Here is a 24112-nt window from a genome sequence, read left to right as displayed (position 1 = left end):
TTAAACAAATTAAAATAGTGTAAGGAATATTATTTTATTCCCCTATTTTAGAACGCAATGAAATCCCTAAATCAATTATACCTAAGATTGTCACAAGAGGAAACATCATCGGAATAAACATGCAGACAATAAAACTAATAATAGGAACACCTCTCGTAAAACCTTTTCTGTGTGCTAAAAAGGTGATAAACGTTAATCCTTGCAATACGAGCAGCAAAGCAAAGATTACATATAGGTTAGAAAATACCATATGTAAATATGATGTTGGTTCTACCTTGATAAAAGTTGCTAACAAAATAAATATGACGTAATACCAGACAATACTCTTTGGCAATTGTATGTCTTTAAATTTAGGCCAAGGTGTAACGTCGTGCTTTAACTTTCTCAAAACACTACCTGATATCATAACCGTAATCCAAGAAAGACACACAGAAACCATTACAAGTATACTCGGGAGTATCGTTTGTAATATATCATTCATTTGTGCGAATAAATCTTTTTGTTTCTTACTAACCTGCATACCAGCAGCATTTGCTATCTTTTCACTTTGTACTACACTTTCACTAAACATATTTTGCATTTTCTGTATTAAATCTATGTTGAAAAATTTTATACTCACAACATAAATGAGCATAATACCGATTAAGTATGCAAGTGTCCCTGCTATCAAAATTTCCAACGGCTTTCTTTGTTTTTTATACATGTATCCTAAAACAATACCCGTACACCCAAACATAATTGTCTTTACTAGACCTATCGGTTGACCCACAATAACAGCAATGAAAAATGCTGCTGTAAAAATCACAAAGGCATTAGGTACGCCATATTTTATCGTTAACAATATAAATGGTAACGGCAATACAAATGTTACAACTGTACCCAAAATCGGAACATACATAGATATGAGCAATAACATTGCATATACAGCCAATAACGCTGCGCCTTCGGTAATAAACCTTGCTTGTTTCACATTTTAACCTCTCTTTCAAAAAGAAAAGCATAGCAAAATGCACAGTAGAGTCCGACTCTACTGTGCATTTCATACGCTATTATTCACCAACATATGGTAAAAGTGCCATTTGACGAGCACGTTTAATTGCAACTGTAAGTTTGCGTTGGTATTTCGCGCTTGTTCCTGTTACACGACGAGGTAAAATTTTACCGCGCTCAGAAACGAAACGTTTTAATAAATCAACATCTTTATAGTCAATGCGAGTGATGCCGTTAGATGTGAAGAAACACACCTTACGACGCTTCGCACGTCCACCTTTGCGTCCTGCCATGTCTATTCCCTCCATTCTTTGTTAAAAATAGCCGATTCACACCATTAAAATGGTAAATCGTCGTCCGAAATGTCAATCGGTTGACCGACATTCGAAAATGGATCGTCATTCTTCGTAAATCCAGAGTTACCTTGATTACCTTGGTTACCTGAATTACTAGATTGACCAAATGGGTTAGAGCTTTGGTTACCGAAACCAGCTCCTGATGGTTGCTGATTGAATGAACCACGTTGCTCCCCACCGCCATTACGCGGCTCTAAAAATTGTACGCTCTCCGCAAGAACTTCTGTTACATATACACGTTTACCATCTTGTCCATCGTAATTACGAGTTTGAAGACGTCCGTCTACGCCTGCTAAGCTACCTTTTTTCAAATAATTTGCCACGTTTTCTGCTTGTTTACGCCATATTACACAATTAATAAAGTCAGCTTCACGCTCACCTTGTTGATTCGCAAATGCGCGATTCACAGCTAACGTAAAAGTAGCTACTGCAACACCATTGGGCGTGTAACGTAAGTCAGGGTCCTTAGTTAAACGACCAACGAGGATAACACGATTCATCAATCGAACCACTCTCCCTTATATATCAATTATTTTTCTTCTTCTTTAACAACGATATGACGAAGGATATCTTCGTTGATCTTAGCTAAACGGTCGAATTCGTTAATCGCCTCTGAGTTAGAGTTCACGTTTAAGATCATGTAGAAACCTTCACGTAAGTCGTTGATTTCGTAAGCTAAACGACGCTTACCCCACTCTTTCGTGTTAATGATTTCTGCACCATTGTTTGTTAAAACACCTGCAAAACGTTCAACTAAAGCTTTTTGAGCTTCTTCTTCAACGCCAGGACGAATGATGTACATAATTTCGTACTTTCTCATTACACTTTCACCTCCTTTTGGTCTAAACGGCCCATAATGGGCAAGGAGCAATTAATTTATAGTAATTACTCACGAGTTTAGATTATATCATAGTAAGTTATATGAATCAACTCACCAATACGTAAAAAACTTGGCAAACATATAATATATTTGCCAAGTTCATATCTTTATTTTTCCTAGGAAATATTAAATTAAACGTTAAAGCGGAAGTGCATAACATCTCCATCTTTTACGATATACTCTTTTCCTTCTAAACGTACTTTTCCAGCTTCTTTTGCAGCTGTCATAGAACCGTTTGTCATTAAATCATCATAAGAAACTGTTTCCGCACGAATAAATCCACGCTCAAAGTCTGTATGAATTACACCAGCACATTGTGGTGCTTTCATACCTTGTTTAAACGTCCATGCACGTACTTCTTGCACACCAGCTGTGAAGTAAGTAGCAAGTCCTAATAAATCATATGCAGCACGAATTAATTGATCTAAACCAGATTCTTCAATGCCTAGTTCTTCAAGGAATACTTTTTTCTCTTCCTCGTCTAGCTCAGCGATTTCTTCTTCGATTTTTGCACATACAACGATTACTTGAGAATTTTCATTTGCTGCAAATTCTTTTACCATTTGTACATATTTATTGTCAGAAGGATCCATAATATCATCTTCACTTACGTTTGCTACATATAGCATTTCTTTCGTTGTAAGTAAATGAAGGCCTTTAACAATCTTCATTTGCTCTTCTGTAAATTCAACAGTACGAGCTGGTTTTCCCTCTTCAAAAGCTTCTTTTAAACGAACTAAAATTTCATGCTCATATACAGCTTCTTTATCTTTTTGTCTTGCTAACTTCGCAACTCGTTCGATACGCTTATCAACAGATTCCAAATCCGCTAAGATTAGTTCTAAGTTAATTGTTTCAATGTCATCAATTGGATCTACTTTTCCTGAAACGTGCGTAATATTTTCATCTTCAAAACAACGAACAACTTGGCAAATTGCATCTACTTGACGAATGTGAGATAAGAATTTATTTCCTAACCCTTCACCTTTACTCGCACCTTTTACGATACCTGCAATATCAGTAAATTCAAATACAGTCGGAACAGTTTTTTTCGGTTCTACTAATTCCGTTAATTTATTTAGACGCTCATCTGGTACTTCTACAATCCCTACGTTTGGATCGATTGTACAGAATGGATAGTTCGCAGATTCTGCTCCTGCTTGTGTAATTGCATTAAATAAAGTGGACTTACCTACGTTAGGTAATCCAACAATCCCAGCCGTTAATCCCATATTTTTCACTCCTATGTCTCAATCTTTCATCATTATAGATAGTAACGAAAAAAATGACAAGTTTCCACCAAATGAAAAAAAGCAACGGCTGTCTACTGCAGCTGTTGCTTTTTCACTATTCTTCGTGCTTCACAAGTATTTTTTTCACCTTGCGATCAAACTCTCTTCGAGGAATCATTACCGAATGGTCACACCCCTCGCACTTAACGCGGATATCCATTCCCATACGAATAATCTTCCAGCGATTTTCACCACATGGATGGGCTTTCTTCATTTCCACAACATCGTACAAGTTATATTGCTTTTGCTCCATTCTCTAAATCCCTCCCACTATTAAATTGCTTTTTCACTAACTAATTCTTCGCGACTATATAAAACCATACGTGGGTATGGAATTTCAATACCATGTAAATCAAGACGATTTTTAATCTCTTTGCGAAGAGCCCTCGCAATAACTGCATGCTGCATCGGCTCAACTTCAGCAATAACACGTAATACAACTTCAGACGCTGCCAATGTTTGAACACCTAGCAATTGAGGTGTTGTTACCATTTTCTCATATTTTTCTGGTAGTTCCACTAATAAATCTTCAATAACTTGCTCCGCTCGTACTATATCACTTTCATAAGAAATAGATACATCAACAAATGCTACACTATTACTAACGGAAAAGTTCGTTACTTGTACAATACTACCATTTGGTATTATATGAATTTCACCTGTCCAGCTTTTCATCTTCGTTGTACGTAGTCCAATTTCCAAAACAGTTCCTTCAAATTGACCTATTCTTACATAATCACCTACTGAAAATTGATCCTCTAACAAAATAAATAATCCTGTAATAACATCTTTAACTAAACTTTGTGCACCAAAACCGACTGCTAAACCAATTACCCCAGCACCGGCTAATAGACCTGACGCATTAATATCAAACACACCTAAAATCGCAATTAACATAATGAACATAACAACGTATGCCACAATATTTTCAAGCAACTTCGCTACCGTAACTGTACGACGTTCTGAAATTTGAATCGGCGAACGGCTTCCCATACGAAACGCATTTCGTACAATTGCCCTTGCAACTCGCACAACGATTGCACCAAGTATTAAAATAACGATTATTTTTAGTGACTTCACACCTATATTCGTCCAATCAATGGACTCAAACCATTTCAACGCTAAATCCATGTCCCTCTACCTCTCTAGCTAAAATTTCTTTTTAGTTATCCTTATTATTGTATCAGAACTCTCTCTGATTTCTGAAAAAAATTTATGACTTTAATTCCATTTGTTAACTTCCATTCAGGTATAAAATGAAACGAATATATATATACTAGTACTATTATTTCCATTTTCATTCACAGTTTGTAGAAAGTATGCACTTATAATTTTCCATTTCACACACCATATAACATATTGTGAAAATTTATTAAAAGGATGGGTGCTTCATGAATATTAGAAGTTTTCGCTTACCTTTTTTTGAAAAAGAAACTCAAAATGTTATGCATCATGACTTAGAAGCCTCTGAGACAATCAGTAATTTCTTACTTTCCCATATTCCCATTAAGACTAATATGCCACTCATTCTCGTTTGTATCGGAACAGACCGTTCCACCGGTGATGCACTTGGTCCATTAGTTGGTACTAAACTAGAACAAATTGAAATCAAAAACCTTCAAGTATTCGGCACACTAGACGAACCAATACATGCACTAAATCTAGAGGAAAAAATTCAGAATATACAGAAAGAAAACCCTACTTCATTTATTATTGCTGTTGATGCATGTTTAGGAAAATCTCAAAGTATCGGTTCTATAACTACCGGAAAGGGTCCCAGTAAACCTGGAGCTGCAATGAATAAGAAATTACCTGAAATTGGTGATTTGCATATTCATGGCATCGTAAATTTAAATGGTTTCATGGAGTTTTTCGTACTTCAAAATACAAGACTAAGTTTAGTTATGAAGATGGCCGATGTAATTGCACAAAGTATAAAAGAAACCGATCAAAAATTATCTGCATTAAAAAAAGCAAACCATCTATAAACAATAAGATGGTTTGCTTTTTAATTTCCCTTTGATAATAATTCTAAAATTCGATTTAAATCTTCTTTATTAAAAAATTCAATTTCGATTTTACCTTTTTCTTTTTTCGTTTCTTTAATTTTTACATCCGTACCAAACTTTTCTCTTAAAAACGTTTCACGCTCTACAAAAAATATATTTCTTTCTTTTTTCACTTGTTGTGTTTCACGTGAAACACGTTGATTAATTTCCTGGACAATTTGTTCCAATTGGCGAACATTCAGTCCTTCTTTTTCAATTCGCTTCAATAAAGATTTCAACTGTTCTTCATCTTTTATTGTAAGTAAGGTTCTTCCATGAGCCATTGAAAGTTGACCGTTTGCAATCATATCTTGAACGAATGAAGGGAGGCTTAACAAACGAGTATAATTTGCGATATAAGGCCTGCTTTTACCAAGACGTTTTGCTAATTGTTCTTGTGTTACATTTAGCTCGTTCATTAACATCTGATATGCCATTGCCTCTTCCATAGGATTTAAATCTTCTCGTTGTAAGTTTTCAAGCAAAGCAAATTCCATCATTTGCTGCTCATTTAATTGCCTTACGACAGCAGGCACTTTCTCAAGTCCGGCCTCTTTAGCAGCACGATATCTTCTTTCACCTGCAACTATTTCATATCCTTTAATACTCTTTCGAGCAATTAACGGTTGCAAGATACCGTGCTCTTTAATAGAAGCCGCTAATTCCTGAATCGCTTCTTTATTGAAATGTTTACGTGGTTGATATGGATTCGGCCTTAATTCAGTTACTATAATCTCCTGAATTGTTTCTTCTTCTTTCACATCTAAATCTGGAAAAAACACGTTGATTCCTCTTCCTAATCCCTTAGCCACCTGCAATCACTTCCTCTGCTAAATCTAAATATACTTCTGCTCCTCTTGATTTAGCGTCATACTGCATAATTGGTTTTCCATGACTTGGTGCCTCACTTAAACGAACATTACGAGGAATAATCGAACGATATACTTTATCTCTAAAGTATTTTTTCACTTCATCTATAACTTGAATTCCTAAATTTGTGCGAGCATCCAACATCGTTAACAATACACCTTGAATTGCTAAATTTTTATTTAAATGCTTTTGCACAAGTCGAACTGTATTTAATAGCTGACTTAACCCTTCCAGCGCGTAATATTCACACTGTACAGGAATAATAACAGAATCTGCTGCTGTTAATGCATTAATCGTTAATAACCCTAAGGATGGGGGACAGTCAATAATAATATACTCATATTCATCACGAATCGGCTGTAACGCTCTTTGCAAGCGTACTTCCCGGGAAATGGTTGGTACCAATTCAATTTCAGCACCAGCCAATTGAATTGTAGCGGGTAGAACATCTAAGTTTTCAGTTGCGGTTTTCCGTATGGCACCTTGAACATCTGCATCTTCTACAAGAACATTATAAATACATTGATCTAATTCAGACTTTTCAATCCCTACACCAGTCGTTGCATTTCCTTGAGCATCAATATCTACGAGAAGGACTTTTTTTCCTACTTGTGCCAATCCAGCCCCTAAATTAACGGATGTTGTTGTTTTTCCAACACCGCCTTTTTGATTAGCAATAGCAATGATTTTTCCCATGATGTCACCTACTTTCAACCTTTCTTTCTTATTCTAGAAACAATTACGTTTATTGTAACATGAAATAAAAGTTTTTCTTTTACGTCCTTATTAAACTTCAAAATTTATTTCTAAACTCCTTCTTGCTTTAACAAGAAAATATAGTAAAAGAGACCTCTCCAATAGGATAAGGTCTCTAGCACGTAATTATTTTTTCTTCGGAATTTTAATCGTAATTTGATAGTATTCATCAAACTCTTCTTCCGCAGAATTAACATTCAAACCACTATTAGCAACCATTTGTAATGATTGTCTAATTGTGTTCATAGCAATTCTCGCATCTCGACTTACTGCTTTTTGCTTCGCTTTGCGCTTTGGTTTTACTTCTTCTAGTAACTTTGCAATTCGTTCTTCTGTTTGCTTTACATTCAATTGCTTCTCCACAATCTCTTGTAAAACCTTCAGTTGTAATTCCTCATTTTTCAAAGGAATAAGGGCGCGAGCATGCCGTTCTGTAATACTTTTTTCTAATAATGCACTTTTGATTTCTTCAGGCAATTTTAATAATCGCAATTTATTTGCGACTGTCGATTGTCCTTTTCCAAGTCGTTGTGCCAATGCTTCTTGTGTTAAATTATGTAACTCAATCAGCTTTTGATATGCCACAGCTTCCTCAATTGCTGTTAATTCCTCACGCTGCAAATTTTCAATTAACGCTACAGAAGCTGTCTCAGTATCATTTAAATTCTTTATTATTGCAGGAACTTTTTCCCACCCTAACTTTGTTGCTGCGCGGAAACGCCTTTCCCCGGCAATAATCTCGTACTTATCATCCTCATACTGTCTCACAACAATCGGCTGGATAAGCCCATGTGTACGAATCGTTAATGCTAGCTCCTCAATACGTGCATCGTCAAAAACTGTTCGTGGTTGATAACGGTTAGGGGTAATGTTTACTATCGGAATTTCCTGTATTTCTTCATATACCTTTTTAGCTATTTCTTCATGGCTTTCGTCTTGTAATTCGAATTCGCTCTCTTTATCTCCAAAGCCAAATAAACGAGAAAACGTATTTTTCATACATATTCCACCACCTTTTAGGCCTATTGACTGTTCTACATAAAATGTTTCCTATGAAACATTTACGTTTTCATTTATATAATTTAATCTTACGTCTAATAAGATTTATTTTTCAATAGGTAATTTATTGGGCGTTCCCGGTTTGCGTGGATATTTCTTTGGTGTCTTGCGCTTTTTCTCGATTAATAAAATATTACGTTCACTTTCTTCAAACGGTAATTGGAACGTAGACATTTCTTTCAATTCTCCGCCAAGTACCTCTAAAGCATATTTGCCATTTTCGATTTCTTCGTTAGCCGCTGCACCTTTCATTGCAATGAATGTTCCCCCTACTTTTACAAGTGGTAAACATAGCTCACTTAATACAGAAAGACGTGCAACTGCACGTGCCATTACAATATCGTATGCTTCACGTACACCTTCTTTTTTTCCAAATGTTTCAGCACGATCATGACAAAATGCAACATCACTTAATTCTAACTTTTGCGCTAAGTGATTTAAAAAATTAATACGTTTTTGTAATGAATCTACAATTGTTACTTTTAAGTGCGGGAAACAGATTTTTAAAGGGATACTTGGGAATCCAGCTCCTGCTCCAACATCACAAATAGAAAATGGTTTCGAAAAATCATAATAAAAAGCCGCTGTAACAGAATCAAAAAAGTGTTTTAAGTATACTTCTTCTTTCTCCGTAATAGCCGTTAAGTTCATTTTTTCATTCCACTCTACTAATGTTTCAAAATAGATTCCGAACTGCTCTAACTGTCTAGAAGAGAGGGAAATACCCTTCTCTTCTAGCATAGATTGAAATTGTTCTATGTTCATCTAGCAATATCTCCTTACTATGTTATTGGTTCGATACTCGTGCAATTTTTCCTTGTTCAATGTAAATAAGCAAAATGGAAACATCAGCTGGATTTACGCCAGAAATACGTGAAGCTTGCCCCATTGAAAGCGGACGAACATCTTTCAATTTCTGTCTCGCTTCTGAGGCAAGGCTAGAAATCGCATCATAATCAATATCCACAGGAATTTTTTTGTTTTCCATTTTCTTCATACGGTCTACTTGCTGTAAAGATTTTTCAATGTATCCTTCGTACTTGGTCTGAATTTCAACTTGTTCCGTAATTTCATCGCTTAATGCTACTTCACTTGGTACTAAAAGATGAATATGCTCATATGTCACCTCTGGACGACGTAATAAGTCACTTGCACGTATTCCATCTTTCAATTCACTTCCGCCAATACTACGAATTAATTCTTGAACTTCAGGGCGCGGTTTAATAAAAATACTCTCTAACCGTTCCTTCTCCTGTTCAATTTGTAACTTTTTATTTGTAAATCGCTCATAGCGATCTTCTTTAATTAAGCCAATTTCACGACCAACTTCAGTTAAACGAAGGTCAGCATTATCATGGCGTAATAATAGGCGATATTCTGCACGAGACGTTAATAAACGATATGGTTCATTTGTACCTTTCGTTACAAGGTCATCAATTAAGACACCAATATAAGCATCAGCACGACCTAAAATAACTTCTTTTTTACCTAAAGAACGACACGCTGCATTAATCCCAGCCATAAGCCCTTGTCCTGCTGCTTCTTCGTAACCAGAAGTCCCGTTAATTTGTCCTGCTGTATATAAATTTTTAATTTTTTTCGTTTCAAGTGTTGGCCATAGTTGAGTTGGTACGATCGCATCATATTCAATTGCATAACCCGTACGCATCATTTCAACATTTTCCAGGCCAGGAATTGTTCTAAGCATTGCACGCTGTACATCTTCTGGTAAGCTCGTCGATAAGCCTTGTACATATACTTCTTGTGTATTACGTCCTTCTGGCTCTAAGAAAATTTGATGACGTGGTTTATCATTAAATCTTACTACCTTGTCTTCAATTGAAGGGCAATATCTAGGCCCTGTTCCTTTAATCATACCAGAATACATAGCTGAGCGATGTAAGTTTTCATCTATTAAACGATGGGTTTCTGTACTTGTATACGTTAACCAACATGGAATTTGATCCATAATAAATTTTGTCGTTTCAAAAGAGAAAGCACGTGGCTTATCATCACCTGGTTGAATTTCTGTTTTACTATAATCAATCGTATTACTGTTTACACGCGGAGGTGTACCTGTTTTAAATCTAACAAGATCAAAACCAAGTTCCTCTAAGTGTTCAGATAATGTAATAGATGGTTGCTGATTATTCGGACCACTTGAATATTTTAAATCTCCCATAATAATCTCACCGCGTAAAAATGTTCCCGTTGTAATTACAACTGTTTTCGCTGTATATTCAGCACCAGCTTGCGTAATTACCCCTTTACATACACCATCTTCAATAATTAAACGCTCTACCAGACCTTGAAACAACGTTAAGTTTGGTGTTTCTTCAATTGTTTTCTTTAATTCATGCTGGTAAGAGAATTTATCAGCTTGTGCACGAAGCGCGCGTACAGCTGGTCCTTTACCCGTATTTAACATACGCATTTGAATATGTGTTTTATCAATATTGCGTCCCATTTCTCCGCCTAATGCATCAATTTCACGAACAACAATCCCTTTTGCTGGTCCACCAACAGAAGGGTTACATGGCATGAACGCTACCATATCTAAGTTAATTGTTAACATTAATGTTTTTGAGCCCATTCGTGCTGCCGCAAGACCAGCTTCACATCCTGCATGACCTGCACCGATTACTATGACATCATATGAACCGGCATTGTATCCCATTGTTTATTCCTCCTAATAACCTCTATCTTACTAAATCATCTCTGATTAAAGTTTTACTTTATTTTCCTAAACAAAATTGAGAGAACAATTGGTCAATTAAACTTTCATGGACAGTATCACCAGTAATTTCACCAAGTATTTCCCAAGCTCTTGTTAAATCAATTTGAACCATATCAATCGGAACACCATTTTCTATCGCTTCAATTGCATCGTTAATTGTTCTTCCTGCTTGTGTTAATAATCCGATATGTCTCGCATTAGACACGTATGTCATATCCGCAGAATCAATTGTTCCTTCAAAGAATAAATCAGCTATTGCCTTTTCAAGCTCATCTATTCCTTGCTCCTCAATTAAAGATGTTGTAATAACACGATTGCCTACCGCTAAATCTGTAACACGTTCCATATCAATTCCTTGCGGTAAATCTGTCTTATTTACAATGACAATGAAATCTTTTCCTTGTACGGCACGGAATAGATCCTCATCTTCATTTGTTAAAGCCTCGCTATAGTTCACTACAATTAACACTAAGTCTGCTTGGCTCATCATTTCCTTCGAACGCTCTACACCAATTCGTTCAACAATATCTTCCGTTTCACGAATTCCGGCTGTATCTATAAGTTTAAGTGGTACACCACGCACATTAACGTACTCTTCAATAACATCACGAGTTGTTCCTGCAATATCAGTTACAATTGCCTTTTTCTCTTGAACAAGACTATTTAATAGCGATGATTTCCCAACGTTAGGTCTACCGATAATCGCGGTAGAAATGCCTTCACGTAAAATCTTTCCTTGCTTCGATGTTTCTAATATCTTTGCAATTTCAGCACGGACATGTGTAGCTTTCTCAATTAAAATATTATGCGTCATCTCTTCTACATCATCATATTCTGGGTAATCTATATTCACTTCAATATGAGCTAATGTTTCTAATATTTCTTGACGCAGGTGGCCGATTAATTTAGATAATCGTCCTTCCATTTGGTTAATCGCTACATTCATAGCACGATCTGTTTTCGCACGGATTAAGTCCATAACAGCTTCTGCTTGTGACAAATCAATACGTCCATTTAAAAAAGCACGTTTTGTAAATTCACCAGGCTCTGCCAGTCGTACTCCTTGCGCTAAAATAAGCTGTAATACTTTATTTACCGAAACAAGTCCACCATGACAGTTAATTTCTACTATATTTTCACGCGTAAAAGTCCTTGGTGCACGCATAATGGACACCATAACTTCTTCAATAACTTGATTTGTATCTAAATCGACAATATGACCATAATGAATTGTATGAGAAGAAACCTGTGTTAAATCCTTCCCTTTAAAAATACGATCGACTTTCTCAATCGCATCATCCCCACTTACTCGAACAATGGCAATTGCACCTTCCCCAAGTGCTGTGGAAATTGCGGCAATTGTATCAAATTCCATGTCCTTTCACCTCACTTGCTTATTTATCTCTATTTCAACATGAATTTTTTCCGTCACTAAATTATTAGGATACCATAACGAACCTATCTACAAAAGAATAATAACTCATTTTATTATGTCCTTATGTAAAAAACACTAAACTTATTCACAGTGGATAAGTTTAGTGTTTTTTAGTTATCCACATTTATTTTCTCCTCAAAAAAACCGGCACTCAATTGAGTAACCGGTCACTTGGAAGATATTACAACATACCGATGTGGTTCTTTTCCTTCAGAAGTTGTAATGATATTTTGATGATTAGATAATGCTTGGTGAATAATTTTTCGTTCGAAAGAAGGCATTGGTTCTAGAACAACTCTTTTTTTCGTACTCACTACTTGTTTTGCTAATCGATAGGAAAGAGATTCTAACGTATTTTTTCTTTTACTACGATAGTTTTCAGCATCCAGTGTAATACCAATATATTGCTTTGTATTACGGTTCGCAACAAGTTTTGTTAAATACTGTAAAGAATTCAATGTATTCCCTCTTTTACCAATTAAAACACCAATATTTTCACCAGAAATTGTAAATTCAACTTCGCGTCCTTTTACAATTTTTCTAATCTCAACTTCCACACCCATATTTTGAATAACATTTTTTAAATATTCTTCACATTCTTGGATTGGATCTTTTTTCAATACAACTTCTACAACAGCGGGGCGATTCCCAAATAAACCTAGGAACCCCCTCTTACCCTCATCGATAATATTTATATCTACTCGATCTTTCGAAGCATTTAATTGTCTTAAAGCATCTTGTACTGCCAGCTCGACTGTTTGTCCTTTAGCAGTAATCATACTCACTTGCTTGATCCTCCTGCCTTACTAGCCTTAATATCAGGCCCTTTGATCATATACATTTGAGCGATACCAAAGATATTACCAACTACCCAGTACAATGATAGTGCTGCTGGGAAGTTAATTGCAAAGACTAAAATCATAATTGGCATAAGCCAAATCATCATTGCCATTTGCGGATTTTGTCCAGCCGTTCCTGCCATTGCAAGCTTTTGCTGAATAAACGTCGTAATAGCTGCAACAATTGGAAGGATATAGAACGGATCCGCCTGTCCTAAATCGAACCATAAAAATGTATGTTCACTAATTGCTGTTGTTCTCATAATCGCATGATAAAACGCGAATAAAATAGGCATCTGAACAAATATTGGTAAACATCCTGCTAATGGGTTTACACCATTCTTTTGATATAACTGCATCATTTCTTGTTGTAGTTTTTGCTGTGTTGCTTGATCTTTAGAACTATATTTCTCTTTTAATTTCACCATTTCTGGTTGTAACGCCTGCATTGCTTTCGTACTCTTCGTTTGTTTAATCATTAATGGTAATAATGCAAAACGAATGATAAGAGTTGTAACAACGATTGCTAAACCGTAATTACTACCAAATAATTCTGCAAAATACGTGATTAACTGAGAAAGCGGGTATACGAAATATTCATTCCAAATCCCAGTGCTTTTCGGTGTAATCGGCTGATTTGTTTCACTACAACCGGTAGCGATTGCCATTAACATAATAACCATGGCTAATAAACCTATTTTCTTTTTCAAAGCCTGCTCCTCCTTGTTTCGGTATGTATATAGTGTAATTCATTTCCTTACGCTACTTTTTTATTCTTTTCATACCAGAGCGTTTAAAGACATGAATTAAGCTTTTCTTTAACTCTTCATATGTCATCTCTGCACAAGGCTTCCTTGCTATTATAACAAAATCTTTTCCAGAATCTATCTCATCTTTTAATTCTATAATCGATTGGCGAATCATACGCTTAATTCGATTACGCACTACTGCATTTCCTATTTTCTTACTAACAGAAAGACCAATGCGAAAATGCGGCTGTTTTTCTTTATCTAATTTGTATACAACAAACTGGCGATTGGCATTTGATTGTCCTTTTTGGAAAACAGCCTGGAATTCATCATTCTTTTTTATACGATTTTTTTTCTTCATATCATTTGACACTCCTGTATTTCATCAGCGGAAACTCATTATTATTAGAAAAAAAGACCACTGAACGTTCAGTGGTCTACGCAGATAATACTTTTCTTCCTTTACGACGACGAGCTGCAAGCACTCTACGTCCGTTTGCTGTGCTCATACGGCTGCGGAAACCATGTACTTTGCTGCGCTTACGTTTATTTGGTTGGTAAGTTCTTTTCATTATATGACACCTCCCTGAGGAATATCTGTTAAAGACAGTCTAATAAATTATAGTAAATCAAATAGGAAAATGTCAATGGTTCTCGAAATTTTCATCAAATATTCATTTTCAACCTATTCACATACTTTTTCACAGTCCCTATATTTCCTTGTGGATAAATATTTTTTCTCTTTTTTATATCCACAAACCCTTTTTTTGCTTTTACACAGTATATCGTGTTGTGGACAAGTTTATTCCACAAGGTATTGATTTTGTGGATAACTTTCTTAAATTCATTGCTATAGCTGCTTTTTTTTGATATTATAGTTGTGTTTTCACTTTGAATAAGTTTTCCACATCTTTATTTTATCCACAATTTGTGTATAACATGTGGATAGTTTAAATCACATGTGGGTAAATAGTTGTCCACATTTGTTATTTTGTCGAAAACTCTATCTCGGATACTAACGACGTTTTTATATTTTAAAATACGTTTCGTATAAATATGCATTAGAAATATTTACAGGTTGTACAATTGTTGCGCAACCTTATTCTTTTACCATCTTTGTAAAGGAGGGACACCTTTGGAAAATATCTCTGATTTATGGAATAGTGCCTTAAAAGAATTAGAAAAAAAGGTAAGCAAGCCAAGTTATGAAACATGGTTAAAATCAACGACTGCTCATAACTTAAAAAAAGATGTATTAACTATTACAGCTCCAAATGAATTCGCTCGTGACTGGCTAGAATCTCACTATTCGGAACTAATCTCCGAAACACTTTATGATTTAACAGGGGCAAAACTAGCTATTCGTTTTATCATTCCCCAAAGTCAGGCAGAAGAGGATATAGATCTCCCTTCTGTTAAGCAAAAACACGCACATGATGAGTCTAATCACTTACCACAGAGTATGTTAAACCCAAAATATACATTTGATACATTTGTTATTGGCTCTGGTAATCGTTTTGCACATGCTGCTTCTTTAGCTGTAGCTGAAGCACCAGCTAAAGCCTATAATCCGCTCTTTATTTACGGGGGCGTTGGACTTGGAAAAACACATTTAATGCACGCAATTGGGCATTATGTAATTGAACACAACCCAAATGCAAAAGTTGTATATTTATCATCTGAAAAATTTACAAATGAATTTATTAATTCAATTCGTGATAATAAAGCTGTCGATTTTCGTAATAAATATCGTAATGTAGATGTCTTATTGATAGATGATATTCAATTTCTTGCGGGAAAAGAACAAACACAGGAAGAGTTTTTCCATACATTTAATGCGTTACATGAAGAAAGTAAACAAATTGTGATTTCAAGCGATAGACCACCAAAAGAAATCCCAACTTTAGAAGATCGCCTTCGTTCTCGCTTTGAATGGGGGTTAATTACGGACATTACGCCACCAGATTTAGAAACTAGAATCGCAATTTTACGTAAAAAAGCAAAAGCAGAAGGTCTTGATATACCAAATGAAGTTATGCTTTATATCGCAAATCAAATCGATTCAAATATTCGTGAACTAGAGGGTGCACTTATTCGAGTTGTAGCTTATTCATCTTTAATTAATAAAGATATGAATGCTGATTTAGCGGCTGAAGCGCTTAAAAATATTATTCCAAACTCTATACCTAGAATTATTTCTATTTCTGATATTCAAAAGGCTGTTGGGGGCGTCTATCAAGTAAAATTAGAAGATTTCAAAGCAAAAAAACGGACAAAATCCGTTGCATTCCCTCGCCAAATTGCGATGTATTTATCACGTGAACTTACGGACTCATCTTTGCCAAAAATAGGTGAAGAATTTGGTGGCCGCGATCATACAACAGTAATCCATGCTCACGAAAAAATTTCGAAGCTATTAAAAACGGATACTCAATTACAAAAACACGTTGAAGAAGTTAAGGATATTTTAAAATAGTAGTAGCTGAATAGTGTGAATAACTTAGCTTATTTTACGCACAGTCTATCCACATGTAGATAGACTGTTTTTACATCTTTAAACAGGGTTATCCACATATCCACAAGCCCTAGTACTATTACTACTACTTTTTTATCTTTATTAAATAAATAAAATCTTATACTTACCGGAGGTTTTTCGTTATGCGTTTTACAATACAAAAAGACTATCTTGTAAGAAGTGTACAAGATGTAATGAAGGCAGTTTCTTCTCGTACAACAATTCCAATTCTTACAGGGATTAAAGTTGTAGCAACTGAAGAAGGAGTTACTTTAACAGGTAGTGATGCAGACATCTCTATCGAATCATTTATCCCAGTCGAAGATGCTGGAAAAGAAATTGTGGAAATTAAACAATCAGGAAGTATTATTTTACAAGCAAAATATTTTAGTGAGATCGTAAAAAAATTACCTAAAGAAACTGTCGAAATTTCTGTGGAAAATCATTTTATGACAAAAATAAAATCTGGAAAATCAGAGTTCAACTTAAATGGTTTAGATGCTGCTGAATATCCGTTATTACCACAAATCGAAGAACATCATGTATTTAAGATTCCAACAGATTTACTAAAGCACATGATTCGTCAAACAGTATTTGCAGTTTCAAGTTCTGAAACAAGACCGATCTTGACAGGTGTAAACTGGAAGGTATATAACAGCGAGCTAACTTGTATTGCAACAGATAGTCACAGACTAGCACTTCGTAAAGCAAAAATCGAAGGGTATAATATTGCCGATGAATTTCAAGCGAATGTCGTTATTCCTGGTAAGAGCTTAAGTGAATTAAGTAAAATTCTAGATGAATCTGAAGAAATGGTAGATATCGTTATTACGGAGTATCAAGTATTATTCCGTACAAAACATTTATTATTCTTCTCAAGATTATTAGAAGGAAATTATCCAGATACAACGCGTTTAATTCCAGCTGAAAGTAAAACTGATATATTTGTAAATACAAAGGAATTTTTACAAGCGATTGATCGTGCGTCGCTGTTAGCAAGAGATGGTCGTAACAACGTTGTTAAATTATCGACATTAGAACAACAGATGTTAGAGATTTCTTCGAATGCACCAGAAATCGGAAAAGTAGTAGAAGAGGTTCAATGTGAAAATGTAGATGGAGAAGAATTAAAAATATCTTTTAGTGCAAAATATATGATGGACGCATTAAAGGCTTTAGATAGTACAGAAATTAAAGTTAGTTTTACTGGAGCGATGAGACCGTTTTTAATTCGCACAGTAAATGATGATTCCATTATCCAATTAATTTTACCAGTCCGTACTTACTAAGTAAGGATTAAGGGTTGCTAGTGTAAAGGTACTAGTGACCCTTATTTGATTTGTGGGGTATTACTTTCCTAATGCTAGTTTATTTAGTACAATGAAAGAATGAACACTTTCAGAAAGTGAGCGATTTTATGAAACTTATTAAGATTTCAACAGAATACATTACACTAGGACAATTTTTAAAGTTAGCTGATGTAATTGATACAGGTGGCGCTGTGAAATGGTTCTTACAAGAATATGAAGTATACGTGAATCAAGAACTTGAAAATAGAAGAGGCCGAAAGTTATATGCAAATGATATTGTTGAAATTCCGGGAAGCGGAACTTTCCAAGTTCAGGCATAAAGGGGGATCCCTTTGTTTATTACAGAAATACAATTAAAAAACTATCGCAATTATGAGCATTTAGAGCTTTCCTTTGAGGATAAAGTCAATGTAATTATTGGTGAAAATGCGCAAGGGAAAACGAATTTGATGGAAGCTATTTATGTATTGGCGATGGCGAAATCTCATAGAACTTCGAACGATCGTGAACTCATTCGTTGGGATGAGGATTATGGTAATATAAAAGGTAGATTACAAAGGCGAAATAGTTCAGTATCCTTAGAATTAAATATTTCAAAAAAAGGTAAAAAGGCAAAGTTAAATCAGTTAGAACAACAAAAATTGAGCCAGTATATTGGTGAAATGAATGTTGTTATGTTTGCCCCAGAAGATTTAAATCTTGTAAAAGGAAGCCCTCAAGTACGAAGACGCTTTTTGGATATGGAACTTGGACAAATAGCTCCGGTCTATTTGTATGAATTAAGTCAATATCAAAAGGTACTCACGCAACGAAATCATTTACTTAAGAAGATGCAAGGGAATAGTAAAAATGAGGAAACGATGTTGGATGTATTTACACTTCAACTTATTGAGCATGGTGCAAAAATTTTGCGAAAACGTTTTGAGTTTTTGCATTTACTACAAGAATGGGCTGCTCCAATTCATCGCGGAATTAGCAGGGGATTAGAGGAGTTAGAAATCGTTTATAAACCAAGTGTAGATGTATCAGAATCAATGGATTTGTCGAAAATAAAAGAAGTATACTATGAAAGTTTTCAATCTGTGAAACAACGTGAAATTTTTCGGGGTACAACTTTACTTGGTCCTCATCGTGATGATTTACAATTCTTCGTTAATAGTAAAAATGTTCAAGTCTTTGGTTCACAAGGACAACAACGAACAACCGCACTATCCCTAAAATTGGCTGAAATTGAATTGATATACTCAGAGGTTAAGGAATATCCAATTCTTTTACTAGATGATGTGTTATCAGAATTAGATGATTATCGTCAATCGCATCTGCTAAATACAATTCAAGGAAAAGTACAAACCTTTGTGACAACGACGAGTGTCGAGGGAATTGAACACGAAACATTGAAAGAAGCGAAAACAATTCATGTAACGAACGGCACGGTAGATTGTGAAATAGACAGAAAATAATTTCTGTTTAAATGGAAAAGTAGGTGATCTTTGTGTCAATGGAACAAAAGCAAATGCAGGAAAATGCATATGATGAAAGTCAGATTCAGGTGTTAGAAGGACTGGAGGCAGTTCGAAAGCGTCCTGGTATGTATATTGGTTCTACAAGTGGAAAAGGTCTTCATCACCTCGTGTGGGAAATTGTTGATAACAGTATTGATGAAGCTTTAGCAGGATATTGTGATGAAATTAATGTCAGTATTGAAGAAGATAATAGTATTGTTGTAACAGATGATGGTCGTGGTATCCCTGTTGGTATACAAGAAAAAATGGGACGTCCTGCTGTAGAAGTTATTATGACGGTACTACATGCCGGTGGTAAATTTGGCGGTGGTGGTTATAAAGTTTCTGGTGGTTTGCATGGTGTAGGTGCATCTGTTGTAAATGCTTTATCAACAGAATTAGAGGTATTTGTACATCGAGATGGAAAAATACACTATCAAAAATATGAACGCGGGGTCCCGGCTGCGGATTTAAAAGTAATAGGTGAAACTGATCGTACAGGAACGATCACACGCTTTAAGCCAGATTCAGAAATTTTTACAGAGACGACAGAATACGAATTTGATACATTAGCGACTCGTATGCGTGAGTTGGCGTTTTTAAATCGTAATATTAAATTAACAATTGAAGATAAGCGTGAACATAAGCAAAAGAAAGAATTCCATTATGAAGGTGGAATTAAATCATATGTTGAACATTTAAATCGTTCAAAACAACCGATTCATGAAGAACCTGTATATGTTGACGGTTCAAAAGATGGGATTCAGGTTGAGGTTGCTCTTCAATATAACGAAGGCTATACAAATCATATTTATTCATTTACAAATAATATTCATACGTATGAAGGCGGTACACATGAGGTAGGTTTTAAGACTGCTCTAACGCGTGTAATTAACGATTATGGTCGTAAAAATAATATTTTAAAAGATGCGGATAGTAATTTAACTGGTGAAGATGTTCGTGAAGGCTTAACAGCAATCGTGTCAATTAAGCATCCAAATCCACAATTTGAAGGACAAACAAAGACGAAACTTGGAAATAGTGAAGCGAGAACGATTACAGAGTCTGTATTCTCAGAGGCGTTTGAAAAGTTCTTACTAGAAAACCCCAATGTTGCACGTAAAATTATAGATAAAGGGACTATGGCAGCGCGTGCACGTGTAGCGGCTAAAAAGGCTCGTGAACTAACGCGCCGAAAGAGTGCTCTAGAAGTTTCAAGTTTACCAGGGAAGCTAGCTGATTGTTCTTCTAAAGATCCAGCAATTAGCGAAATTTATATCGTGGAGGGTGACTCTGCGGGCGGATCTGCAAAACAAGGACGCGATCGTCATTTTCAAGCGATTTTACCACTGAAGGGTAAAATTATTAACGTTGAAAAGGCACGTTTAGATAAGATTTTATCAAATGATGAAGTTCGTACAATTATTACAGCAATTGGTACAAATATTGGTGGGGATTTTGCTATTGAAAAAGCTCGCTATCATAAAGTTATTATTATGACAGATGCCGATGTTGATGGTGCACATATTCGTACCCTATTATTAACGTTCTTCTATCGTTATATGCGTCAAATCATTGAGTGTGGATATATATATATCGCACAGCCACCGTTGTTTAAAGTACAACAAGGTAAAAAAATTCAATATGCTTATAACAATAAAGAACTTGAAAAAATACTAGCTGAATTACCAGCTCAACCTAAGCCTGGGATTCAGCGTTATAAAGGTCTAGGGGAAATGAATCCAACTCAGCTGTGGGAGACGACAATGGACCCAGAAGTACGTTCGTTACTTCAAGTTTCCCTTCAAGATGCAATTGAAGCGGATGAAACATTTGAAATTTTGATGGGTGATAAAGTAGAGCCGCGTCGTAACTTTATCCAAGAAAATGCAAAATACGTGAAAAACCTTGATATTTAAGTGAGTAATGACAGGAATCTAAGTATTCCTGTCTTCTACATATAAATCAATGTATGTGTAACGGAAATGTAAGAGGAGGTGCTCGTTGATGTCAGACAATCAACAACAAGCACGAATTCGAGAAATTAATATTAGTCATGAAATGCGTACCTCATTTTTAGATTACGCAATGAGTGTTATCGTGTCTCGTGCATTACCAGATGTTCGTGATGGATTAAAACCAGTTCATCGTAGGGTTTTATATGCGATGAATGATTTAGGAATTACAGCTGATAAAGCATATAAGAAGTCGGCGCGTATTGTCGGCGAAGTAATTGGTAAGTATCACCCGCACGGTGATTCAGCTGTTTATGAAACAATGGTACGTATGGCACAAGATTTTAGTCAACGTTACATGCTTGTTGATGGACATGGTAATTTCGGTTCTGTTGATGGAGATTCAGCGGCAGCAATGCGTTATACAGAAGCAAGAATGTCCAAGATTTCTATGGAATTAATACGCGATATTACAAAGAATACAATTGATTATCAAGATAACTACGATGGTTCTGAAAGAGAGCCAGTTGTATTACCAGCGCGTTTCCCTAACTTATTAGTCAATGGTACGACGGGTATTGCGGTTGGTATGGCAACAAACATTCCACCGCATCAACTTGGAGAAGTAATTGATGGTGTGTTGGCATTAAGTCATAACCCTGATATCACTATCGCGGAATTAATGGAATATATTCCTGGGCCAGACTTCCCAACTTCAGGTTTAATCTTAGGGCGAAGTGGAATTCGAAGAGCTTACGAAACAGGTCGCGGTTCTATTATACTTCGTGCTAAAGTTGAAATTGAAGAGAAAGCAAATGGTAAACAAACTATTATCGTAACAGAACTACCTTATCAAGTTAATAAGGCGCGATTAATTGAAAAGATCGCAGAACTAGTTCGTGATAAGAAAATTGAAGGTATTACAGATTTACGTGATGAATCAGATCGAAATGGTATGCGTATTGTTATGGAAGTACGTCGTGATGCCAATGCCAATGTACTATTAAATAATCTATATAAACATACAGCACTCCAAACAAGCTTCGGTATTAATATGTTGTCTCTTGTAAATGGAGAGCCACAAGTCTTAAATTTAAAACAAAATCTATATTATTATTTAGAGCATCAAAAGGTAGTGATTCGTAGACGTACTGCTTATGAATTAGAGAAAGCAGAAGCGCGTGCTCATATTTTAGAAGGCTTACGAATTGCTTTAGATCATCTTGATGAAGTTATTACTTTAATCCGTAGTTCAAAAACAGCTGATATTGCAAAACAAGGTTTAATGGAACGTTTCGGCTTAAGTGAGAAACAAGCGCAAGCGATTTTAGATATGCGTTTGCAACGTTTAACTGGATTAGAACGCGAAAAAATCGAACAAGAATATCAAGATTTAATGAAGATAATTGCAGAGTTAAAAGCAATTTTAGCAGACGAAGAAAAAGTTCTTGAAATTATTCGCGAGGAATTAGCTGAAGTAAAAGAGCGTTTTAATGATAAGAGAAGAACAGAAATTACAATTGGCGGTATGGAAGCTATAGAGGATGAAGATTTAATCCCAGAACAAAATATCGCAATTACACTTACTCATAATGGTTATATTAAGAGGTTACCGGCTTCTACGTACAAAACACAGAACCGTGGGGGACGTGGTGTACAAGGAATGGGTACGAATGATGATGACTTTGTTGAACATTTATTAACAACGTCTACTCATGATCATATTTTATTCTTCACAAACAAGGGTAAAGTATACCGTACAAAAGGATATGAAATTCCAGAGTATAGTCGTACAGCAAAAGGTATACCGATTATTAATCTATTAGGGGTAGATAAGGGTGAGTGGATCAACGCTATTATTCCAATTCGTGAATTTGGTGACGACCAGTTCTTATTCTTTACAACGAAACAAGGTATCTCTAAGAGAACACCACTTTCATCATTTGCCAATATACGTACAAATGGTTTAATTGCAATTTCTCTTCGTGAAGAGGATGAATTAATCTCTGTACGCTTAACATCTGGTGATAAGGATATTATCGTTGGGACAAGTAACGGTATGTTAATTCGTTTCAATGAGCAAGATGTGCGTTCAATGGGACGTAATGCGGCTGGTGTAAAAGCAATTACATTAGGTGATGAAGATCAAGTTGTAGGTATGGAAATTGTCGAAGAGGATGTAAATGTTCTAATTGTAACGAAAAATGGTTATGGAAAGCGTACACCGATTGATGAATACCGCCTGCAAAGTCGTGGTGGTAAAGGTCTGAAGACTTGTAATATTACAGATAAAAACGGTAAGTTAGTAGCGGTTAAGTCTGTAACAGGCGAAGAAGACATTATGTTAATTACAGCAGCAGGCGTTATTATTCGTATGCCGGTTGATCAAATCTCTCAAATGGGACGTAATACACAAGGTGTTCGTCTAATTCGATTAGAAGATGAGCAAGAGGTAGCGACAGTAGCAAAAGCGCAAAAAGATGAAGAAGAAGAATCTAATGAAGAGGATTCTTCTGAAGAGTAAGAGTGGGGATTTCTCCCCCTCTTATTTTTTTATAATAATACTTGCATAGCAATAGGAAAGTGTATATAATAGGAAAAGTCAGCAAATGAGAGATACAAGTTATCGAAAAAAACTTGTTGACGAAAATAATATACTATGATATATTATGAAAGTCGCTGAAACGCGATGTTGAACTTTGAAAACTAAACGAAACAAACAACGTGAAACGTCAATTTTTATTTTTAGATGCTAGACAAACTAACTTTATTGGAGAGTTTGATCCTGGCTCAGGATGAACGCTGGCGGCGTGCCTAAT

24 protein-coding genes are annotated in these 24112 nt (G+C 35.6%); 7 read left to right on the top strand and 17 right to left on the bottom strand.

Annotation, left to right across the window (positions count from 1 at the left end):
• Positions 1 to 34: 34 nt before the first annotated feature.
• The 7 genes from MR155_RS17425 to MR155_RS17395 form a co-directional block, all read right to left on the bottom strand.
• Positions 35 to 970: a YybS family protein gene (locus tag MR155_RS17425; RefSeq protein WP_242310682.1), complete on the bottom strand. Its 936-nt coding sequence runs from the start codon at positions 968 to 970 to the stop codon at positions 35 to 37.
• A gap of 79 nt (positions 971 to 1049) precedes the next feature.
• Positions 1050 to 1283 (bottom strand): 30S ribosomal protein S18, encoded by a 234-nt coding sequence (rpsR, locus tag MR155_RS17420; protein WP_000918874.1) that lies wholly within the window; start codon positions 1281 to 1283, stop codon positions 1050 to 1052.
• 44 nt (positions 1284 to 1327) lie between these two features.
• Positions 1328 to 1849: a single-stranded DNA-binding protein gene (ssb, locus tag MR155_RS17415; RefSeq protein WP_000981963.1), complete on the bottom strand. Its 522-nt coding sequence runs from the start codon at positions 1847 to 1849 to the stop codon at positions 1328 to 1330.
• A 26-nt stretch (positions 1850 to 1875) separates the two neighbouring features.
• Positions 1876 to 2166, bottom strand: coding sequence for a 30S ribosomal protein S6 (gene rpsF / locus MR155_RS17410; RefSeq protein ID WP_001233782.1), 291 nt, complete (start codon positions 2164 to 2166; stop codon positions 1876 to 1878).
• A gap of 191 nt (positions 2167 to 2357) precedes the next feature.
• Positions 2358 to 3458 (bottom strand): redox-regulated ATPase YchF, encoded by a 1101-nt coding sequence (gene ychF, locus MR155_RS17405; protein WP_002089951.1) that lies wholly within the window; start codon positions 3456 to 3458, stop codon positions 2358 to 2360.
• 115 nt (positions 3459 to 3573) lie between these two features.
• Positions 3574 to 3771, bottom strand: coding sequence for a DUF951 domain-containing protein (locus tag MR155_RS17400; protein WP_000436054.1), 198 nt, complete (start codon positions 3769 to 3771; stop codon positions 3574 to 3576).
• Positions 3772 to 3791: 20 nt separating this feature from the next.
• The gene (locus MR155_RS17395; RefSeq protein WP_002089952.1) at positions 3792 to 4649 is read right to left on the bottom strand and encodes a mechanosensitive ion channel family protein; all 858 of its coding nucleotides are present in this window, start codon (positions 4647 to 4649) and stop codon (positions 3792 to 3794) included.
• 260 nt (positions 4650 to 4909) lie between these two features.
• Here MR155_RS17395 and yyaC point away from each other — a divergent pair, with 260 nt between their 5' ends.
• Complete coding sequence (gene yyaC, locus MR155_RS17390; RefSeq protein WP_002089953.1) at positions 4910 to 5506, top strand: spore protease YyaC; 597 nt, start codon at positions 4910 to 4912, stop codon at positions 5504 to 5506.
• Positions 5507 to 5526: 20 nt separating this feature from the next.
• On the opposite strand, the gene spo0J is transcribed toward yyaC, so the two are convergent.
• The 10 genes from spo0J to rpmH all read right to left on the bottom strand — a co-directional run bounded on the left by spo0J (position 5527) and on the right by rpmH (position 14583).
• Positions 5527 to 6378, bottom strand: coding sequence for a stage 0 sporulation protein Spo0J (spo0J, locus tag MR155_RS17385; protein ID WP_171902578.1), 852 nt, complete (start codon positions 6376 to 6378; stop codon positions 5527 to 5529).
• On the bottom strand, positions 6371 to 7132 hold the full coding sequence (gene soj / locus MR155_RS17380; RefSeq protein WP_002016469.1) for a sporulation initiation inhibitor protein Soj: 762 nt from the start codon (positions 7130 to 7132) through the stop codon (positions 6371 to 6373). The genes spo0J and soj overlap by 8 nt, the downstream gene beginning before the upstream one ends.
• 186 nt (positions 7133 to 7318) lie before the next feature.
• Positions 7319 to 8191: a nucleoid occlusion protein gene (noc, locus tag MR155_RS17375; protein ID WP_002016471.1), complete on the bottom strand. Its 873-nt coding sequence runs from the start codon at positions 8189 to 8191 to the stop codon at positions 7319 to 7321.
• 105 nt (positions 8192 to 8296) lie between these two features.
• Entirely contained in the window at positions 8297 to 9016 is a 720-nt protein-coding gene (gene rsmG / locus MR155_RS17370; protein ID WP_002016472.1) for a 16S rRNA (guanine(527)-N(7))-methyltransferase RsmG, read from the bottom strand.
• Positions 9017 to 9038: 22 nt separating this feature from the next.
• Positions 9039 to 10928, bottom strand: coding sequence for a tRNA uridine-5-carboxymethylaminomethyl(34) synthesis enzyme MnmG (mnmG, locus tag MR155_RS17365; protein ID WP_113936108.1), 1890 nt, complete (start codon positions 10926 to 10928; stop codon positions 9039 to 9041).
• Between the two features lie 58 nt (positions 10929 to 10986).
• A complete protein-coding gene (gene mnmE / locus MR155_RS17360) occupies positions 10987 to 12363 on the bottom strand; it encodes a tRNA uridine-5-carboxymethylaminomethyl(34) synthesis GTPase MnmE (protein WP_002130195.1) in 1377 nt (458 codons plus the stop codon).
• A gap of 227 nt (positions 12364 to 12590) precedes the next feature.
• Positions 12591 to 13208 carry an RNA-binding cell elongation regulator Jag/EloR gene (gene jag / locus MR155_RS17355; protein WP_002166368.1) on the bottom strand — a complete coding sequence of 206 codons (618 nt, stop codon included), beginning with the start codon at positions 13206 to 13208 and terminating at the stop codon, positions 12591 to 12593.
• A complete protein-coding gene (gene spoIIIJ, locus MR155_RS17350) occupies positions 13205 to 13972 on the bottom strand; it encodes a YidC family membrane integrase SpoIIIJ (RefSeq protein WP_002016477.1) in 768 nt (255 codons plus the stop codon). Before spoIIIJ ends, jag begins: the two co-directional genes overlap by 4 nt.
• A gap of 52 nt (positions 13973 to 14024) precedes the next feature.
• Positions 14025 to 14372 carry a ribonuclease P protein component gene (gene rnpA, locus MR155_RS17345; protein WP_002089963.1) on the bottom strand — a complete coding sequence of 116 codons (348 nt, stop codon included), beginning with the start codon at positions 14370 to 14372 and terminating at the stop codon, positions 14025 to 14027.
• Positions 14373 to 14448: 76 nt separating this feature from the next.
• Complete coding sequence (gene rpmH, locus MR155_RS17340; RefSeq protein ID WP_002068706.1) at positions 14449 to 14583, bottom strand: 50S ribosomal protein L34; 135 nt, start codon at positions 14581 to 14583, stop codon at positions 14449 to 14451.
• A gap of 563 nt (positions 14584 to 15146) precedes the next feature.
• Between rpmH and dnaA the strand changes: the two genes are divergently transcribed.
• The 6 genes from dnaA to gyrA all read left to right on the top strand — a co-directional run bounded on the left by dnaA (position 15147) and on the right by gyrA (position 23817).
• Positions 15147 to 16487, top strand: a complete 1341-nt coding sequence (dnaA, locus tag MR155_RS17335) for a chromosomal replication initiator protein DnaA (RefSeq protein ID WP_002016481.1) — start codon at positions 15147 to 15149, stop codon at positions 16485 to 16487.
• A 182-nt stretch (positions 16488 to 16669) separates the two neighbouring features.
• The gene (gene dnaN / locus MR155_RS17330; protein ID WP_002016482.1) at positions 16670 to 17815 is read left to right on the top strand and encodes a DNA polymerase III subunit beta; all 1146 of its coding nucleotides are present in this window, start codon (positions 16670 to 16672) and stop codon (positions 17813 to 17815) included.
• Between the two features lie 128 nt (positions 17816 to 17943).
• Positions 17944 to 18156 carry a S4 domain-containing protein YaaA gene (gene yaaA, locus MR155_RS17325; protein ID WP_002016484.1) on the top strand — a complete coding sequence of 71 codons (213 nt, stop codon included), beginning with the start codon at positions 17944 to 17946 and terminating at the stop codon, positions 18154 to 18156.
• Between the two features lie 12 nt (positions 18157 to 18168).
• Positions 18169 to 19296 carry a DNA replication/repair protein RecF gene (recF, locus tag MR155_RS17320; RefSeq protein ID WP_002016486.1) on the top strand — a complete coding sequence of 376 codons (1128 nt, stop codon included), beginning with the start codon at positions 18169 to 18171 and terminating at the stop codon, positions 19294 to 19296.
• 38 nt (positions 19297 to 19334) lie between these two features.
• Positions 19335 to 21257 carry a DNA topoisomerase (ATP-hydrolyzing) subunit B gene (gene gyrB, locus MR155_RS17315; RefSeq protein WP_002034986.1) on the top strand — a complete coding sequence of 641 codons (1923 nt, stop codon included), beginning with the start codon at positions 19335 to 19337 and terminating at the stop codon, positions 21255 to 21257.
• Positions 21258 to 21345: 88 nt separating this feature from the next.
• The gene (gene gyrA / locus MR155_RS17310; RefSeq protein ID WP_002016488.1) at positions 21346 to 23817 is read left to right on the top strand and encodes a DNA gyrase subunit A; all 2472 of its coding nucleotides are present in this window, start codon (positions 21346 to 21348) and stop codon (positions 23815 to 23817) included.
• Positions 23818 to 24112: the final 295 nt, after the last annotated feature.

Source organism: Bacillus cereus group sp. BfR-BA-01331 (genome assembly GCF_022663915.1).
GTDB lineage: Bacteria > Bacillota > Bacilli > Bacillales > Bacillaceae_G > Bacillus_A > Bacillus_A mycoides.
The sequence above is the reverse complement of the archived record's forward strand: the minus strand, read 5'-3'. Positions and strand labels throughout refer to the sequence as shown.

What these genes read in the sequence shown, in the direction of transcription:
- rpsR (WP_000918874.1), bottom strand. Translation starts at nt 1,283, where the DNA reads ATGGCAGGACGCAAAGGTGGACGTGCGAAGCGTCGTAAGGTGTGTTTC.
- rpsF (WP_001233782.1), bottom strand. Translation starts at nt 2,166, where the DNA reads ATGAGAAAGTACGAAATTATGTACATCATTCGTCCTGGCGTTGAAGAA.
- ychF (WP_002089951.1), bottom strand. Translation starts at nt 3,458, where the DNA reads ATGGGATTAACGGCTGGGATTGTTGGATTACCTAACGTAGGTAAGTCC.
- MR155_RS17400 (WP_000436054.1), bottom strand. Translation starts at nt 3,771, where the DNA reads ATGGAGCAAAAGCAATATAACTTGTACGATGTTGTGGAAATGAAGAAA.
- MR155_RS17395 (WP_002089952.1), bottom strand. Translation starts at nt 4,649, where the DNA reads ATGGATTTAGCGTTGAAATGGTTTGAGTCCATTGATTGGACGAATATA.
- yyaC (WP_002089953.1), top strand. Translation starts at nt 4,910, where the DNA reads ATGAATATTAGAAGTTTTCGCTTACCTTTTTTTGAAAAAGAAACTCAA.
- soj (WP_002016469.1), bottom strand. Translation starts at nt 7,132, where the DNA reads ATGGGAAAAATCATTGCTATTGCTAATCAAAAAGGCGGTGTTGGAAAA.
- noc (WP_002016471.1), bottom strand. Translation starts at nt 8,191, where the DNA reads ATGAAAAATACGTTTTCTCGTTTATTTGGCTTTGGAGATAAAGAGAGC.
- rsmG (WP_002016472.1), bottom strand. Translation starts at nt 9,016, where the DNA reads ATGAACATAGAACAATTTCAATCTATGCTAGAAGAGAAGGGTATTTCC.
- mnmG (WP_113936108.1), bottom strand. Translation starts at nt 10,928, where the DNA reads ATGGGATACAATGCCGGTTCATATGATGTCATAGTAATCGGTGCAGGT.
- mnmE (WP_002130195.1), bottom strand. Translation starts at nt 12,363, where the DNA reads ATGGAATTTGATACAATTGCCGCAATTTCCACAGCACTTGGGGAAGGT.
- rnpA (WP_002089963.1), bottom strand. Translation starts at nt 14,372, where the DNA reads ATGAAGAAAAAAAATCGTATAAAAAAGAATGATGAATTCCAGGCTGTT.
- rpmH (WP_002068706.1), bottom strand. Translation starts at nt 14,583, where the DNA reads ATGAAAAGAACTTACCAACCAAATAAACGTAAGCGCAGCAAAGTACAT.
- dnaN (WP_002016482.1), top strand. Translation starts at nt 16,670, where the DNA reads ATGCGTTTTACAATACAAAAAGACTATCTTGTAAGAAGTGTACAAGAT.
- yaaA (WP_002016484.1), top strand. Translation starts at nt 17,944, where the DNA reads ATGAAACTTATTAAGATTTCAACAGAATACATTACACTAGGACAATTT.
- gyrB (WP_002034986.1), top strand. Translation starts at nt 19,335, where the DNA reads ATGGAACAAAAGCAAATGCAGGAAAATGCATATGATGAAAGTCAGATT.
- gyrA (WP_002016488.1), top strand. Translation starts at nt 21,346, where the DNA reads ATGTCAGACAATCAACAACAAGCACGAATTCGAGAAATTAATATTAGT.